This window comes from Neolewinella lacunae (genome assembly GCF_014349155.1).
In the GTDB taxonomy this organism is placed as follows: Bacteria; Bacteroidota; Bacteroidia; order Chitinophagales; family Saprospiraceae; genus Neolewinella; species Neolewinella lacunae.
Map to the genome: position 1 here is coordinate 108069 of NZ_JACSIT010000091.1, position 17016 is coordinate 125084.

Here is a 17016-nt window from a genome sequence, read left to right on the forward strand (position 1 = left end):
TCATAAGTACTTGGTTATCAGGAAGTAAAAATTTAGACATGCTCTTAGTGTAACTCAGTGCCCTTAATGCCTTAGTGGTGAAAAGAAACCGCGCAGCGGAAAAAATCACCCCACCTTCTCCCGAAAGTAAGGCAGGGTTTTGGCCAATCCTTCGGCGCGACTGACTTTAGGTTTCCACCCCAGGAGTTCTTCGGCCAGGGTGGTATCGGGCCGCCGCTTCTTGGGGTCGTCTACCGGCAGGGGGCGGCGGTCGAGGTGGGCTTTGGGGTTACCAACGAGAGACAGGATCTCGTTGGCGAACTCCAGGATGGTAATTTCTTCGCTGTTGCCGATGTTGACCGGCTGGGCGTAGTCGCTCAGCAGCAGGCGGTAGATGCCTTCCACGAGGTCATCGACGTAGCAGAAGGAGCGCGTCTGGCTCCCGTCACCAAACACCGTGAGACCCTCGCCGCGGATGGCCTGGCTGATGAAGGCGGGCAACACCCGGCCGTCGTTGATGCGCATCCGCGGACCGTAGGTATTGAAAATCCGCACGATCCGGGTTTCCAGCCCGTGGTAGGTGTGGTAGGCCATCGTCATGGCTTCCTGAAAACGCTTCGCTTCGTCGTAGACCCCCCGGGGACCGACGGGATTAACGTTGCCCCAGTAGTCTTCCCGCTGGGGATGAACCAGGGGGTCGCCGTACACCTCGCTGGTGGAGGCAATCAGCATCCTCGCCCGTTTGGCCCGCGCCAGGCCCAGCAGGTTGTGCGTCCCGAGGCTCCCCACTTTAAGGGTCTGGATGGGCATCTTCAGGTAGTCGATCGGGCTGGCCGGAGAGGCAAAGTGCAGGATGTAGTCCAGCTCCCCCGGCACGTGGACGAACTTGCTGACGTCGTGGTGATAAAAAGTAAAATCCTTGCGGGGCATCAGGTGCGCAATGTTGTCCATCGACCCCGTGATGAGGTTGTCCATCCCAATCACCTCGTACCCTTCCGCCAGAAAGCGGTCGGATAAGTGAGATCCTAAAAACCCGGCCGCGCCAGTGATGAGTACTTTCATAATGTAGTTATTAGCCCATGGAGTACCATGGAGTAAGGCATGGAGTTACCTGGAGCGCTGAGGTGGAGACGTTTCACGTCGACCTAGTCTTTTAGCCCATGGAGTACCATGGAGTAAGGCATGGAGTTACTTGGAGCGCTGAGGTGGAGACGTTTCACGTCGACCTAGTCTTTTAGCCCATGGAGTACCATGGAGTAAGGCATGGAGTTACCTGGAGCGCTGAGGTGGAGACGTTTCACGTCGACCTAGTCTTTTAGCCCATGGAGTGCCATGGAGTAAGGCATGGAGTTCATTGGGGCGCTGAGGTGGAGACGTTCCACGTCGACATAGTCTTTTAGCCCATGGAGTACCATGGAGTAAGGCATGGAGTTACCTGGAGCGCTGAGGTGGAGACGTTTCACGTCGACCTAGTCTTTTAGCCCATGGAGTACCATGGAGTAAGGCATGGAATTACCTGGAGCGCTGAGGTGGAGACGTTTCACGTCGACTGTAATCCTCCCCTGCGCCACCTAACTCGTGATTGAACCCAGTAAACCCCTCGACGTAAAACGTCTCGACCTCACGCCCAGCCCCAAAACTTAGTGTTCTTAGTGCCCTTAGTGAACTTAGTGGTGAAAAAAAAGAGCGAAGCTCTACACCTAAAGTGGTGAAAAAAAAGAGCGAAGCTCCAAAAATCCTTCGCCGTACAACGGCTCAACCAGGCCTCACAAAAGCCGCAACAAATACTCCCCGTACCCACTCTTTTGCAGCGGCGCGGCAATGGTCCGGAGTTGTTCCTTATCGATGTAGCCCATGCGCCAGGCCACTTCTTCGATACAGCCGATTTTAAAGTCCTGCCGTTTTTCAATGACCCTGACGAATTCGGCCGCATCGTGCAAACTCTCGAAGGTGCCGGTATCCAGCCAGGCGGTGCCGCGTTGCATAACGCCTACTTCGAGCTCCCCCATTTCGAGGTAGCGGCGGTTGACGTCGGTGATCTCGTATTCACCGCGGGGGCTGGGAGCGATACTTTTGGCGATTTCCGTCACGCGTTCGTCGTAGAAGTAAAGGCCGGGCACGGCGTAGCGGCTCTTGGGCTGGGTGGGTTTTTCTTCGATGGAGATCGCTTTTTGGTCTTGGTCGAACTCCACCACGCCGTAGCGTTCGGGGTCGTGAACGGGGTAGGCAAACACCCGGGCGCCGCGTTCCAGGCGGGCACTCTGTTGGAGGAGCTGGCTCAGGCCCGCTCCGTGGAAGATGTTGTCGCCCAGGATGAGCGCCGCCTTTTCTCCCGCCACAAATTCTTCGCCAATCACGAAGGCCTGGGCCAATCCGTTGGGCACTTGCTGGATGGCGTATTCAAAACGGCAGCCTAAGTCGCTGCCGTCACCCAGCAGGTTGCGGAAGGCCGCATTGTCTTCCGGGGTAGTAATGATGAGCACTTCCCGAATACCCGCCAGCAGCAGGATCGAAAGCGGATAATAAATCATCGGTTTATCGTACACCGGCATCAACTGCTTGCATACGCCCTTGGTGATGGGGTAAAGCCGCGTCCCAGATCCGCCGGCCAGTATGATTCCTTTCATATCTTTTCGTGAGTTGGTGGGTTAGTGAGTTGGTGGGTTGGTGAGTTGGCCGCAGGGGAGACTGTTCAGCTAAGTGTGTCTAGTGAACTATGCACTAGTGAACTTTGAACTATCCCGTTCCCAGCACCTGCGGCAGCGCCCCTTTATTCCTTACTTCCCATACATTTTGTCATAATACGCCTGGTAATCGCCGCTGGTAACGCCTTCGAGCCAGGCTTCGTTTTCCAGGTACCAGTCGATGGTCCGGGCGAGCCCTTCCTCGAAGTGAAGGCTCGGTTCCCAGCCCAGTTCGTTGCGGATTTTGCTGGCGTCGATGGCGTAGCGGAGGTCGTGGCCGGCGCGGTCGGTGACGTAGGTGATCAGGTTTTCGGAAGTCCCCTCGGGCCGTCCCAGTTTAGCGTCCATCAGCTTGCAGAGGAGGCGGATGAGGTCGATGTTCCGGTATTCGTTGTGGCCACCGATGTTGTAGGTCTCGCCGGGCTTGCCTTTGTGCAGCACGTCGTCAATGGCCCGGGCGTGGTCTTCCACGTAGAGCCAGTCGCGCACGTTCACGCCTTTGCCGTACACGGGCAGCGGTTTGAGGTGCTTGATGTTGTTGATGAACAGGGGCAGGAGTTTTTCGGGGAACTGGTTGGGGCCGTAATTATTCGAGCAATTGGAGATTACCACGGGAAGCCCGAAGGTATGCCCCCAGGCCCGCACCAGGTGGTCGCTGCCCGCCTTGGAGGCGGAGTAGGGGCTGCGCGGGTCGTAGGCGGTGCTTTCGGTAAAGAAGCCCAGCTCACCGAGGCTGCCGAATACCTCGTCGGTACTGACGTGGTAAAACAGCTTGCCCTGGGGGTGAGGGCCCCAGCTTTCCTTGGCTACCTGCAGCATGGTCGCCGTGCCCAGGAGATTGGTTTTGACGAAAATCAGTGGGTCATCAATACTGCGGTCCACGTGACTCTCCGCCGCGAGGTGAATGACGGCGTCTACCTGGTGCACCGCAAAAACGGCCCGGATGCCTTCCAGATCGGTGATGTCGGCCCGCACGAAACTGTAGTTCGGCGCGTCGGCCACGTCGGCAACGTTGGCCAAATTACCTGCGTAAGTCAACGCATCAACGTTGACAATATGGTAGTGCGGGTAGTTGTTGACCAGCCGCCGTACCACGTGGCTGCCGATGAAGCCGGCTCCGCCGGTGACGATGATGGTGCGTTCTAGTGCGCTCATGGGATAATGAGTGGATGCGTGAATGAGTGAATGAGTGAATGGGCTACCGCTGTTAGGAGTAGCGCAGGCCATTAGCTAGCGTTGCAGCCTACGGCGGTCACTCAAAATTTGTGTTGGCTTTTGCCTTAGCTACTATTAACAGTAGTTCCTGCCATTCTTTACCCAAAGTGGTGATGGCTGCGTTGTCAGTGGGTACGTCTGAGTCACGCAGGAGTTCTAGCCAGAAGAGTGTTTCGTCGGTTTCTTCGACGACGATACAGATTTTGGCGAAAAATTCCTTTTTCGAGCGGGCCCGGCAAGCTGCTCGGTAGTTGGCAGCAGCAGAGGTGGCTGACTTTAGTAACTGGTACCTTATCACTCCAAGGGCGGGTGAATTGGGCTGCTTTTCAAAATAGTTTATCACATTAAGGGAAGCCACCTTAAATCGCTGGCGGAGATTTTGTACAAACTCTGACTTCTCCTCTGAATTGTTGTACGCACTTTTCGGATCCTCCACCCAGGCGGTAAGCTCCATAGGTAAGAAGTACTCAAAGGCTTCATTTTCTTTTTTTTGCATGGTGTTGGTTTTTTTTAATGAGCACGCACTGATATCTAGCAGCAGTCACGAATTTACCCATTGCCTCATTAGCTAACGTTTCTACTTCCAGCAAACATTAAATGCGCTGCTGTCTCGTACGGTGCATATCCAGTGTGGTAGCCATTAGCTGCGCTGCTGCCTACGGCGGTCACGCATTCACTCATTAGCTCATTAGCTCCGTGCGGTAGCGTGTCACTTGCGGTAGCCATTAGCTAAGCTGCTGCCTACGGCGGTCACTCATTCACGCATTCACGCATTAGCTACGCTGCTGCCTACGGCGGTCGCTCATTAGCCCCCGTGCGGTAGCATGTCGCTTGCGGTAGCCATTCACGCATTCACGCATTCGCTCATTCACTCATTAGCCCCCGTGCGGTAGCATGTCGCTTGCGGTAGCCATTAGCTAAGCTGCTGCCTACGGCGGTCACGCATTCACGCATTCGCTCATTCACTCATTAGCCCCCGTGCGGTAGCATGTCGCTTGCGGTAGCATGTCGCTTGCGGTAGCCATTCACGCATTCACGCATTCGCTCATTCACTCATTAGCCCCCGTGCGGTAGCCTGTCCCTTGCGGTAGCCATTCACTCATTCACGCATTCGCTCATTCACTCATTAGCAATCCTCCCCAGCAACCCAGCAATCTTCCCCGCCCCACCCCGCCGGGTAAAACCCTGGATGGCCGTGGGGTCTCCGGCCTGGAGGGGTTCCCCAGACTGGTAGGCCCGGTACAAGGTACGCAGGGCTTCTTTCATGGCCGCACGGTCCTGGAATCCACACAGCGTGCCTGCGCCGGTTTCGCGGAGGATGCGTGCGCTATCGCCGTCCGGCGCGCCGATGGCCAGGATGGGCCGCCCCGCCGCCAGGTATTCGAAGAGCTTGCCGGGTACTACGCCCATGACGTTGGGCGTATCGTTGGTCAGGAGCAAGAGCACGCGGGCTTTGCCGAGGGCGGCGACGACTTCGGCGTGGGGGACGTACTCCACCCGCTCCACGTTATCGCCCAGCCCCAGAGTGTCGAGCTGGGCAAAGGTGGCTGCTTCTGTCTTGCCGATGAAGCGGAGGCGGAGGTCGCGGCGGAAATTGTCGTCCTCCCGCGCCAGTTCGGCCAGGCTTTCCCAGAGTGCCGGGCTGTTGCGGTCTTTGTTGAGGGAGCCCACGTGGCAGATGGCGAAGGCGGCGTCGGGGGCCACGGCGTCGGTCGGCGGAAAGTCGGCCGTATCGAAACCGTTGGTGATGACGGCTACGTCCGGGCGGCCCAGGCGCTGGAAGTCTTCGGCCCAGCTCCAGCTGACGGTATCTACCGCATCGGCTTCGCGGAGAACGCTCTGCTCGAGTCGTTTGTGGCGCCGGTCGGCCCAGCCAGTGAGCATGAGTTGGTCGTAGAAATCGATATTCGTCCAGGGGTCCCGGAAGTCGGCCAGCCAGGGGATGCCGTGCCGGCGCTTGAGGTTTCTGGCGATGAGGTGCACGCTGTGCGGCGGCCCCGAGGATAGGATGGCATCGACGGGGTTATCGCGCAGCCAGCGGTTAAGCAGGCGAACGGATGGGCGGATCCACAGCGCGCGCGCGTCGGGGATGAAGAGGTTGCCGCGCAGCCAGACGGAGAGGCGTTGGGCGAGCGAAGGCCTGGCACCGGCGTCCATAAAACCGGAGTACACCCGTTCTTTTTTGTTTTGGCCGGTGAAGCGCTTGTAGAGCTCGTAGGGCTCCCAGATGGGGCCGTAGAGTACTTTCTGGCCGGCGGGGACGTCGTGGAGGAGGCTGGCGTCGAGTACCGGGTAGGCGGCATCCTGGGCGGTGAAGACGATGGGCTCCCAGCCGAAGTCGCGCAGGTATTTCACCGTCTTGAGCATACGCTGCACGCCCGCCCCGCCGCTCGGGGGCCAGTAGTAGGTGATGACGAGGACCTTCCTGGAGGTGGGTCCGTTCGTCCTTTGCTCTTGTTGTTCTTTACTTTGCACCTGCGTCAGCGCCCTGATGGGGTTGGTAATAGTTGCGGTACCAGTCTACGAAGGCCGCGATGCCCGTTTCCAGGCCCGTGGTGGCGCGGTAGGCGTAATCGCGTTCCAGGGCGGAGGTATCGGCGAAGGTTTTTTCTACGTCGCCTGGCTGCATACCGGTGAAGATTTTTTCGGCCTTTACCCCCAGTTGTTCTTCGAGCAATTCGATGAACCGGAGGAGGTTGACGGGCTGCCCCTTGCCGATGTTGTAGATGCGGCTGGGCACGCCGCTGCTTTCCGGCCGCGGCTGGAGGAGCACCCGCACGAGCCCGCCGACGATGTCGTCCACGTAAGTGAAGTCGCGCGACATGGCCCCCTGGTTGAAGACCTGGATGGGCCGGCCGGCCAGGATGGCGTCGCTGAAGAGGCTGTAGGCCATATCTGGTCGTCCCCAGGGGCCGTAGACGGTGAAGAAGCGCAGGCCCGTGGTGGGGAGGCCGTAGAGGTGGCTGTAGACGTGGGCGAGCAGTTCGTTGCTCCGCTTGGTGGCCGCGTAGAGGCTGGCGGGCTGGCTGACGTCGTCGGTTTCCGCAAAGGGCACCTTGGCGTTGAGGCCGTAAACGCTGCTGCTGCTGGCGTAGACGAGGTGGCCGACGCGGTGCTGCCGGCACTGTTCGAGGACGTTGACGAAGCCGGTAACGTTGCTATCGACGTAGGCCTGGGGGTTGGTCAGGCTGTAACGCACGCCCGCCTGGGCGGCCAGGTTGCAGACGGCCGTGAAGGAAAATTGCTCAAAGAGCCGGGCCACGCCCGGGCCGTCTTCGAGCCCGAGACGGAAGAAGTGATAGTTGGGGAAGCGGCTGCTGCGGGCAGTGCCGCTTTCCTCGACGGTCCGTTGGTCAATACCGGCTGCCGCCAGGCGGGCCCACTTCAGTTCCGGGGGGTAATAGTCGTTGAGGTTATCGATGCCCACTACCGTCTCCCCGGCCGCTACCAGGGCCGTGGTGAGGTGAAAACCGATGAATCCCGCCGCTCCGCTTACTAGTATCATCTGTGCTGCTTATCCCGCCCGCCGTAGCCAGCCGGTTTGTTGAATACGACCCTGGCGGACAGGCCTTCGGCGTCCATGCGTCGGGGGCGCATCTCCCAACCGCCCGTGGCGGCCCGTAATTCCCTGCTTGGTACCTTCGTGCAAATGCGGTCAGTACGTATTGATGCCTTCGCTGCTGCCTTCGTGGCCCGCTTCGATGGCACGCCCATCGAGGGCCACCAAACAGCGGGGGTCCACCTCACAGGTCGCCAGGCAGGCGTGGAGGCTTCCGAGGGTAATCAGGAAGGTTTTTTTATTCTTTTTGCGCAGGTAATACCCACGCACTCCGGCCAGGGGGCCGGTGATGATCTCCACCGGGGTGCCGGCGGTGAAATCGAAAACTTCTTCTACGGTTTCCCAGTCGAGATTGCGGTCGGTACTCAGGCGGCGCAGCAGCGTCAACTCAGCATCCTTAACGCGCCGCCGTTCGCCGCCCAGGGTGACGAAGCGGGAGACAAAATGCGCACGCCGCACCCGCTCTTCCTCCTGCCCGCAGATGTGGACGAAAACGTAACCGGGCAGGAGCGGCAACTCCCGTAAGACTTTCTTCGAAGCGTAGGTGTACACTTTCTCCCGCAGGGGCAGGTAGCATTCCACGCCCAGCGTCTCCAGTTCCCGCGCGGCCCTTTTCTCGTGCTTACTCGACGTGCGCACCGCAAACCACCGCTTTTCCGCCGTGTGCATATCGTCCGCCAAGGCTGCCGTGGTGTGCTGAATGCGGTGGTTAAGACAAGAAATCCGGATCGCCATAAGGGACAACAGGGGTTAACAGTGGGCAAAGATAGAAAGGAAAGGAGGAAAGGGGCTGCTTCGCAGCTTTTTGAACCACTAAGAATGTAAGGTCACTAAGGGTCACTAAGGTGGAAAGGATGGAAACTGCCAAGGCAGGGAAAGAAAACTAAGTGCCCCTTAGTGCACTCAGTGTCCTTAGTGGTTCAAAAAATCCCCTCCCCCAACCCCCTCCCCGAAAGTGAGGGGGCTAAAAGGTGCGTTTATCTAGGGACCAGGTTTGGATTCTGGTGAAGGATTGCTTTTTCGTCCTGTTCTTCGGGCTTGATCACTTAGTCCCTCTTTGTGTCCTTAGTGGTTCAAGAAGAGCGAAGCGCAGAAAACCTTAGTGACCTTAGTGTACTCAATGTCCTTAGTGGTTCAAAAAAAAGAGCGAAGCGCAAAACAACCTAGTACCCCCCGAAGTACCGCCGCAAAAACCACTCCACCGAGAGCAAGCCCAGCAACAGGAAAAACAACCACTTAAGATGGATCACCGAGCGGGTATTGACCGTGGAAAACTGTACGGGTTTCACCGTGCCGGCGGCTTCCAGGCGCGCTGCCAGGCCTTCCAGGTCGGCGGGAAAGAGGAGTTCACCCCCGTAGCGGCCGGAGAGTTGGCGCAGCAGACCGTGGTCGGCCTCCAGCGCGTAACGCTCCACTTCTACGGCCTGTACGCTGAAGCGTCCCTCGTACGTCAGTTCCTCATTGCCAATGGCGGTGCGGGCGCGGAAGCGGTAATTGCCCACCGGCAGCGTACCTGCGTTGAGCTTGTAGGCGTCGGCGGTCCGGGTAAAGACGAAGAGAAACTCCCGGCCTTCCTGGTTGGTGATCGTCACCGTCGCTTCGGGCTCGTTGATGAGTTCGTAGTTGCTGTTGTAGAGTTCGGCGTCGAGAACGACCGGCTCGTTTTCGTCGAAGATGTTTTCCGGCAGGCTGACGCGGAAGCGCCGCTTATCGTCCTGCACCGTGAGGTACTGGCTGAGTTGGCTGATGAGTTCGTCGAAGTGGGCGTGGTTGCCGTTTTCCAGGAAGTCGAACAGGCGCCACTGCCAGAGGCCGGTGCCCGCCAGGACGCCCGTCCGGACGCCCTTGCTCTCCCCGATCACCAGCAGGGGGTACTCGGTATCCACCCGGCCGATGCGCTGTCGTAAGACCACCGTGCTGCCGGGTCCGGCGCTGAACTCGCCGAAGGGGGCCGTCAGGGGCGGGAAGCGGGGCAGGGCCTGCCGGAGTTCGTCGCTGGTAGTAAACAGGTTGAAGCCCGGGCTAAGGCGGGCGCTGACGTCGTTGCCCCTCGCGCCCGGGGTGCCCCGGAAGCTGAGCAGATCCTGGGCACCGGCTACGGCGCGGGCGGGTGCGGCGTCGCCCAGGATGAAGAGGGTGGGAATTTTGGCGCGCTGCAATTCCGCCAGTTCCGCCGTCGCGGGCCGCTCGGCGGCGGGAAGTTGGTGGAGGACGACGAGGTCAAAATCCGCCAGCCGGCCGGAGAATTTGCCGGCGTAGCCAATGGAGACTTCGTTGTTCTGTCCGGTGGCCAAAGACTGCCGCAGGGCCGTCAGGTCGGGGTGCGGCGCGGCGGCCAGCAGCAGGATTTTCTGACGGGCGTCGAGGACGTCCACGAAGAAATCGCGGCGGTTGTTGGCTGTGCTCACTTCGTCGCCAATACCACTCAGGCTGATGCGGTAGCGTTGGACGCCGGGGCGGTCGGCATCGAGAATCACCTCGCGGGTGGTAAAAAAGTCGTTGCGGTCGATGGCAATCGCCTCGGTGTGCAGGGTCACTTCGCCTGCATCGCCGACGCGGCTGACGGTCAGGCGGGTACTGGCCCCGGCGGCGTTGCGGGCCGCGACGTCGATCTGGACGGAAAAGCGGTCGTCCAGGTAAGCAATTTTGTTGTGGAAGACCCGGCGGATGAGGAGATCGCGGCGCTGGGTGGTGTCACCCAGGCCGACGGTATAGATCGGTGCTTTGAGCTGGAGGTTGCGGTAGGCGGGGTTGGTGCCCTCGTTGTAGATGCCGTCGGTGGCCAATACGATGGCTCCCAGGTTTTGGGTGCCGTAGACGTCGCTGATTTCGGTCAGGACAGCATCCAGGTTAGTGCGCTTATCGGTAAAGGTGAGGGCACCCTGGGGACGGACGTCCGCGCCGAAGGTATAGTCCACCACCTGGTAGCGCTCAGCCAGCTCCTCGCGCAGCGCGGCCCAGCGGGCAGCGTAGGCCGTGGTATCCAGGCCGAGGCCCACCGATTCGCTCACGTCCTGGGCCAAGACGATGACGGGGTCCTGCTGGTCAATGTCCAGGTAACGCAGCAACGGGGCCAGCAGCAAGGCCGCCAGTAAGCTGTACCCCACCCAGCGCAGCAGGCCCAGCAGCGGCACCAAGGCGCGGTGCTGCTCCCGGAAGTTCCGCTCCCGGTAGTACAGCAAAAGGGCAATGCCCAGGCCAGCCAGGGCGCAGAGGATCAAAAACCAACTGGGGTACTCAAACGTGAGGTTTTGCATCTGGGAAGGGGTAGTCCCGCCGGAAAAGAAGACGGAAAATCAGAGTAGAGCATCTTGAACGCACGAAAAGCTAAATCAGTACACATCCAAAACTGGTGCAAGGTAGGGAGGAAAGGGGAAAGGAGGGGGCTTGGTTGAGCCGTTGTCCGGCGAAGTGGGGTTGGAGCATTTTTTGACCCACGTTTTACGCCGCGGGGCCAAAACCCGAAGGAAGTACCGTGGAAAAGGTTAGAAGTCGCCGTATAACGGCTCCACCATTTTTGAACCACTTAGGGTAGGCTGTCTAATCTAATGGGTTTAACCCGTACGCGCTTTAGGGGCCTGGACCGCCTAGGTTGAGACCCTCTGGGTCGATCCAGCTAATCACGGTGCCCCCCTAGGTTGAGACCCTCTGTGGGTCGATCCAGCTAAGTAAATTGGCGTATTCTCCTACGGCCCAGAGGGTCTCGACCTATTAAGCGCTTGAGCCTCCCCGGTTGGCTAAAGTGAGTACGGCTGCGGCCTGGCTAATTAGACAGCCTACCACTAAGGGCACTAAGAACACTAAGCTTTGGGCAGCAACTGAGGTCGAGACGTTTTACGTCGAGGGGTTTACTGGGTTCAATCACGAGTTAAGTAGTGCGGGGGAGGATTACAGTCGACGTGAAACGTCTCCACCTCACGGTCGCCGTATAACGGCTCCACCATTTTGAACCACTTAGGGCATGAAGAGGGGCTAAGAAGAGAGTGGGGGCTAGTCCGGAATAGTCTCGAACTATCATGAACAGTCTCCGCCTCCGCAGGCATTTACCCACCGCCTATGCCACTATTGTTATACTTTGTCACCGGTTCTTATCCTTTCACCCGGAGAGGCACGGTCATTTTCAAGTACAACAGCGGTAAATGAAAGCCTGCGTAACGATCTTCTTGGTCTTATTCCTTCTGCCCACCCGGGCATCGGACACTATACCGGTGCACGCCTACGGAGACGATGCCCACGACTTCATGAAGCTCAGCAGAAAGTGCGGTATCCTGCTGGACCCCAGCGGCGCATTGACCATTGAAGACATTCTGCGGGACAGCAGCCTCCAGTTTTACCGCCTGGGGGATCGGGCCTTGCCTCCCCTACCCTTCGTCTCCTGGAACCGGATCCGCGTAACGAATACGGGCACGAAGACCCGCCACGACGTCTTTGCGAATTATATCTACTCCGATTCCGTTTGGATGTACACGGTAGACGGGAAGCAGGTCGTGGCGGAGGGCTTGGCGGGCGGTGCGGTGCACCCCCACAACAAGTATTTCCCCAACGTCGGCGCGGATTTTCCCTTCAGTTTGGCTCCGGGGCAGACGCGCGACTACTACTTCCGGGCTAAGTACGTGCGGTCAACGCCATATTTGAGGAGTTCGCTCCACCTCCTAACCATCTTTCCTGGCAAAACCTATCGCGACTGGATGGACGATAACAAAAGGCAAGAGTTCTTTTATGCGGGCATCTTGTGCTTATGTGGCCTGGTCAGTTTTTTCATGTACACCGTTTTCCGGGAAAAGATTTTTATTTACTTCGGCACTTTGATGCTGGCTCTGGCGGGTTATTTTTTGGACTTTTACAATGAGCTCGGTGCCTTATTCAACTTTACCCAGGAGATCGGCAGCTACGTACGGCACTTGCTGGTGCTGGGGCTGGTGGGGTCCTTGTTTCTCTTCATTAAAGATTTTTTAGACCTGCGGGAGCAACAACCGGCTTTCCACCGGCCTTACCTGGGCGCTTCGGGATTACTGCTGCTGGTTATTTTGGCCAACACTGTTTTTGGCTTTTGGATACCCACCCCTGTGATCAGCCTGGGCATCATCGGCTGGAGCCTGGTGAGTATTGCGCTGATTGGCTACCTGGCCTGGCGGGGCAGCGCGGCTGGCAAGATTCTGCTGATCTCTATTTCTTTCCTTTGCCTGGGAGGCCTGGCGCTGCTGTTGAGCGGGTTCGGGATTTTCGATACCACCCTGACCTCCCAAGCCTTTAAAATCGGGGTACTGCTCTTTTCCGGCATCCTCTTCTACGGCCTCTTCGACCGGGTGAATGCCATCCGGCGGGCCAAAAGCGAAGCGGAGGAGCTCAACGATGTAAAATCCCGCATCTTCGCCAACATCACCCACGAGTTCCGCACCCCGCTCACCCTGATGCTCGGCCCCCTGGAGCAGTTGCTGAGCGAAAGTACCGACCCCCAGCAGCGCAAGCTCCTGCAACTGGCCCACCGGAACGCGGAGCGGCAACTTTCTTTGGTCAATCAACTCCTCGACCTCTCCAAGGCCGAAAGTGGTCATTTGCCCCTGCGGGCCACCGAACAGGATTTCATTCCTTTCCTGAAGGGCGCGGTTTACGCCTACACCTCGCTGGCCGAGCAGAAAAACATTGCCCTCCAACTACACTGCCCGGAAGACTCGCTGCTGCTGTACTTCGACCGGGAAAAGATGGAGCAGATCATCTACAACCTGCTGTCCAACGCTTTCAAGTTCACGCCAGAGGGTGGGCAGGTGACCGTTACCTTGCGAAGCCAGAAGGAGGGCATCAAGCTAGACATCCAGGACAGCGGCATTGGCATCCCGGAACACCGCCTGCAACACGTCTTTGACCGTTTCTTCCGGGAAGAGGCGGCCGAGCGGGGTAATTTCGAAGGCTACGGCATTGGCCTGGCGCTGGTCAAAGAGCTCGTCCAACTCCACCGGGGAAGCGTCAGCCTACAGAGCAAAGTAGACGTTGGCACCACCGTCACCCTGACTTTCCCGCTGGGCAGCAAGCATTTAGCGGCCGAGCAAATCGTCTTGACGGAGGCCATCGCTCCCCGCGTCCTTCCCCCGCTCCTCCCCCTTGGGGGGCGGGGGGCATCCCAACTCCCCCTTTCGGGGGGTCGGGGGGGAGCACCTGCGGCCGCGCCCGCATCCACGCCCCAGCCCGACCAAAACACCCTGCTGCTGGTGGAGGACAATGCCGACGTGCGGGCCTTCATCCGCCAAAGGCTGGTGCCGAAATTCCTCGTTCTGGAGGCCGTCAACGGCCAGGAAGGCATCGAAATGGCCATCCTGCACACGCCCGACCTGATCATCAGCGACGTGATGATGCCCGATAAAAACGGCTACGAGCTTTGCCAGACCCTGAAAACGGACGTCCGCACCAGCCACATCCCCATCATCTTGCTGACGGCCAAAGCCGCCCGGGAGGAAAAACTGGAGGGCCTGGAAACCGGGGCCGATGCCTACCTGACCAAGCCCTTCGACGCCCGCGAGCTGGCCATCCGGGTCGATAACCTGATCCAAACCCGGGAGCAACTCCGCAAGCGTTTTGCGACGGCCATCGAGCTGAAACCCGAAGAAATCACGGCCAACTCCATCGATCAAAGCTTCCTGCAAAGCGCCCTCCACGTGGTGGAAGCCCACCTGGCCGAGGAAAATTTCAGCGTCGAAGACCTGGCGCAGGCCTTGAACATGAGCCGCTCCAACCTCAACCGGAAACTGCGGGCGCTCATCAACCAATCCTCCAACCAGTTCATCCAATCCGTGCGGCTGCAGCGGGCCGCCGATTTGCTGCGGCAACGGGCCGGCACGGTGGGCGAAATCGCCTTCCAAACGGGCTTCAGCAGCACCGCGTATTTCGTCAAATGCTTTAAGGACAAATACGGGCAAACGCCGGGCACTTTTCTGGAGTCCCACTAGCGTTTTGCCCCAAATCTCCAGCAAAACCGTGCTTTTGCGCGGATTTTGATGCGGTTTGCGCCGCTTTTGATATGGGTCGGGCGGGCCATCCCCCCACCTTTGAGCCATCGGTAATCCACGGGGAAACGGCCTTTTTCGCTGCTCCCTGGGTGACCCTGGTACGCTTCATCTTTTCACCCATATCCGGTCTTTTCGCTCCCCCCACCGGCCTGTTGCGGCGGGGTTCATCCACCAGGAAGACCACCACAACCTCTTATTATGCAACTCCGTACTTTACTTGTATTGCTCAGTGGCCTGCTTGGCGCCTTCCAGGCCAGCGCCCAAATCACCATCAACCGGGCCGACTTCCCGCGGCCGGCGGATCTTCAGGACACCATCGTCCTTTCCAGCTTGGCCGATGCAAGCTTCGACCTGGCCGAAGGCGATGGGCAGGTGTGGGATTTTTCCGCGCTGCAGCCCATGGAGACGCGCGTCCGGGTGTACCAGTCTGCTGCAGCAGACACTTTGCTGCCCAACGCCTTCCAAAAAGAAGACATCAACCTGTTCTTCCAGGCTTTCCCCATTCCCACCACGCTGTATACTGGCTTGGATGACGAGGGTTGGTACGACGTGGGGCGGGTGACGACCAGCGTCAAGTACCCCATTGCCCAAATTACGGGCAGCCCGACGGATACCCTGGCCTTCCCCGGCTTGGTCCAGGAGTATCCCGGCCGGATCAACACGATCCAGTTCCCAATGGCTTTTGGCGACGAATGGGAGCAGACGCACCTGGAACAGACGCCTTATGAACTGACGGTAGCGGCCTTTGGTCTGAACCAGACGCCGGGCCTCAACCGCAGATCCTTCACGGAAAAGCGGGAGGTCGTGGGCTCCGGGGAGATCCGGCTGCCCCGGGGCACGGATGAGCCGCAGCTTTCGACCGAGGTTTTGCTGGTGCGGATAACGACAACGGCCATCGACAGTTTTTTCCTGGGCGGTGCCCCCGCGCCAGCCCCCCTGCTCGCCGCCTTCGGCATCAGCCAGGCCCAGGTGAGCGTTGGGGTACGCTTCGTGTTCTACCGGCCGGGGGCGGGTGCCCCGGTGGCCGATATTTTTGAGAATAACCGTTTCATCACTTACCGACCCCGGCTTGCGGAGCCCCTCGTGAGTGTACGGGAGCATTTCCTGCCGTCGGTGCGCCACTACCCCAACCCCATCGCCGCCGGCACCCCGCTGACGATCGAAGCTGGCCAGCCCATCGGCAGCGGACGGGTGGAAGTGGTCGACATGCAGGGGCGGCGCGTATTCCAGCAGGACTTCCGCGCAGCAGGCAGCCAATCCCTCACGCTGGACTTACCCGCCAACTTACCCACCGGCCTCTACGTGTACCACCTGCGCAATACCGCCGGCCAACGCATCTGGGCGGGAAGGTTGCAGGTCATGCAGTAAATCATTTTTTGCTGCGCAGTATTTCACGCTGGGCGCGGACGCAGGTGCAGGGAAAGGTAGAAGGAGCAGGGTATGGACGGGGCTTGCTCTTAACCCGGCCTTTGACTTCCCATTGCACCTGCGGCCGCGCAAAAAAAAGCGCAGGAATCAGCTGCTGCAATAGAAGGCACCCGTAACACTATTGAACAACACTTTTCCTACCCGGTGCAGCAACATCCCCTGTGCGGTAGCTTATTCAATTCTTCACCACTAAATCAATCATTATGCAAAGAATTCTCAAAAACCTCGAGACACTACCCTTCGTAGTTCAGCCTGCGGACTCAATCCATCCCGTCATTTTCTCCCTCTACAACAAATGGATACCCAACTCCTCGAAAATCGATAAAGTGTATCAAGGGAGGGGGTACATCAATTTGGACGCGCGTACAGGAAGTGTTAAGGCCGAACTATTAACAGACATCGGTTTGAACAGTGTAAATGTTGTCCGAACCAAGACAGACTCCCACCTCTATTTCCATCTTTGGGAGATGGTGTGGACCAATAAAGTCGAAAATCCTTTGTACCATGACGACTACATAAAGAGTGCGGTACAATCTGTCACCTGGGGTATTGGAGCCAGGGTGTTGTTTACCTGCTGGGACATCAAAGGGGATGTCAACTTTAGCAGCCCCAAGGGAATCGCAGCCAGTGCGCACGTAAGCTACGCGCAAACCCATTTCGACGTCGACTTACTGGGTGCTGACCCTGCGGCGCTCAAAATCTTTGAGCCGCTGTTGATCAAATCCGGGAGTAAATTCAGCCTGGAAGAGCTGCCTTTATTGGAAAATGCGCAAAGAGACCTAGCCGCATATTTCAACAACAAAGAAGTCCAGGAAAGGCTCATACCTACCGTCATGAGTGTTGACGTGGACCTCGACCGCCTCCACTGGGGCAGAAAGGAATATACCGACTTTAAAGCGGTATTGACTGCCGAGTCTTATGCGATGGAGAGGGGCTCTAGAAATGAATCCTATCGGGAAGCGATGGCTCTTTCAAATAGCGCCCCCAACCACTACCATAAAGCCAAGCTTTCTGGTGACCATTTGCTCGAAGTCTATAAAGAGTACTGGCACGCAGAGCATGAGGATTCCAAGCCGGAAGACGAAGCACTAATGCAGGCATCCTGGGACCGTCTCAGCGTTGGCCGATAACATTAACATAAATCAAATCA

General features: G+C 58.4%; 11 protein-coding genes. 3 read left to right on the forward strand and 8 right to left on the reverse strand.

The genetic code is table 11. From position 1 onward, the window contains the following. Nucleotides 1-105: 105 nt before the first annotated feature. The 8 genes from H9S92_RS08370 to H9S92_RS08405 form a co-directional block, all read right to left on the reverse strand. On the reverse strand, nt 106-1041 hold the full coding sequence (locus H9S92_RS08370) for a UDP-glucuronic acid decarboxylase family protein (RefSeq protein ID WP_187466260.1): 936 nt from the start codon (nt 1039-1041) through the stop codon (nt 106-108). A 704-nt stretch (nt 1042-1745) separates the two neighbouring features. Continuing rightward, nucleotides 1746-2606 carry a glucose-1-phosphate thymidylyltransferase RfbA gene (gene rfbA, locus H9S92_RS08375; RefSeq protein ID WP_187466261.1) on the reverse strand — a complete coding sequence of 287 codons (861 nt, stop codon included), beginning with the start codon at nt 2604-2606 and terminating at the stop codon, nt 1746-1748. Nucleotides 2607-2756: 150 nt separating this feature from the next. Further along, nucleotides 2757-3818: a dTDP-glucose 4,6-dehydratase gene (rfbB, locus tag H9S92_RS08380; RefSeq protein WP_187466262.1), complete on the reverse strand. Its 1062-nt coding sequence runs from the start codon at nt 3816-3818 to the stop codon at nt 2757-2759. 97 nt (nt 3819-3915) lie between these two features. Continuing rightward, complete coding sequence (locus H9S92_RS08385; protein WP_222936026.1) at nt 3916-4374, reverse strand: four helix bundle protein; 459 nt, start codon at nt 4372-4374, stop codon at nt 3916-3918. A 623-nt stretch (nt 4375-4997) separates the two neighbouring features. After that, complete coding sequence (locus H9S92_RS08390) at nt 4998-6353, reverse strand: glycosyltransferase family 4 protein (RefSeq protein ID WP_187466263.1); 1356 nt, start codon at nt 6351-6353, stop codon at nt 4998-5000. Next, on the reverse strand, nt 6343-7383 hold the full coding sequence (locus tag H9S92_RS08395; RefSeq protein WP_187466264.1) for an NAD-dependent epimerase/dehydratase family protein: 1041 nt from the start codon (nt 7381-7383) through the stop codon (nt 6343-6345). Before H9S92_RS08395 ends, H9S92_RS08390 begins: the two co-directional genes overlap by 11 nt. Before the next feature lie 150 nt (nt 7384-7533). Next, nucleotides 7534-8172: a UpxY family transcription antiterminator gene (locus tag H9S92_RS08400; RefSeq protein WP_187466265.1), complete on the reverse strand. Its 639-nt coding sequence runs from the start codon at nt 8170-8172 to the stop codon at nt 7534-7536. A 428-nt stretch (nt 8173-8600) separates the two neighbouring features. Then, nucleotides 8601-10694, reverse strand: coding sequence for a hypothetical protein (locus tag H9S92_RS08405; RefSeq protein ID WP_187466266.1), 2094 nt, complete (start codon nt 10692-10694; stop codon nt 8601-8603). 882 nt (nt 10695-11576) lie between these two features. On the opposite strand from H9S92_RS08405, the gene H9S92_RS08410 reads away from it, so the two are divergent. The 3 genes from H9S92_RS08410 to H9S92_RS08420 all read left to right on the forward strand — a co-directional run bounded on the left by H9S92_RS08410 (nt 11577) and on the right by H9S92_RS08420 (nt 16996). Beyond that, a complete protein-coding gene (locus tag H9S92_RS08410) occupies nt 11577-14378 on the forward strand; it encodes an ATP-binding protein (protein ID WP_187466267.1) in 2802 nt (933 codons plus the stop codon). A gap of 258 nt (nt 14379-14636) precedes the next feature. Further along, nucleotides 14637-15806, forward strand: coding sequence for a T9SS type A sorting domain-containing protein (locus H9S92_RS08415; protein ID WP_187466268.1), 1170 nt, complete (start codon nt 14637-14639; stop codon nt 15804-15806). 263 nt (nt 15807-16069) lie between these two features. Continuing rightward, entirely contained in the window at nt 16070-16996 is a 927-nt protein-coding gene (locus H9S92_RS08420) for a hypothetical protein (protein ID WP_187466269.1), read from the forward strand. Nucleotides 16997-17016 lie beyond the last annotated feature (20 nt).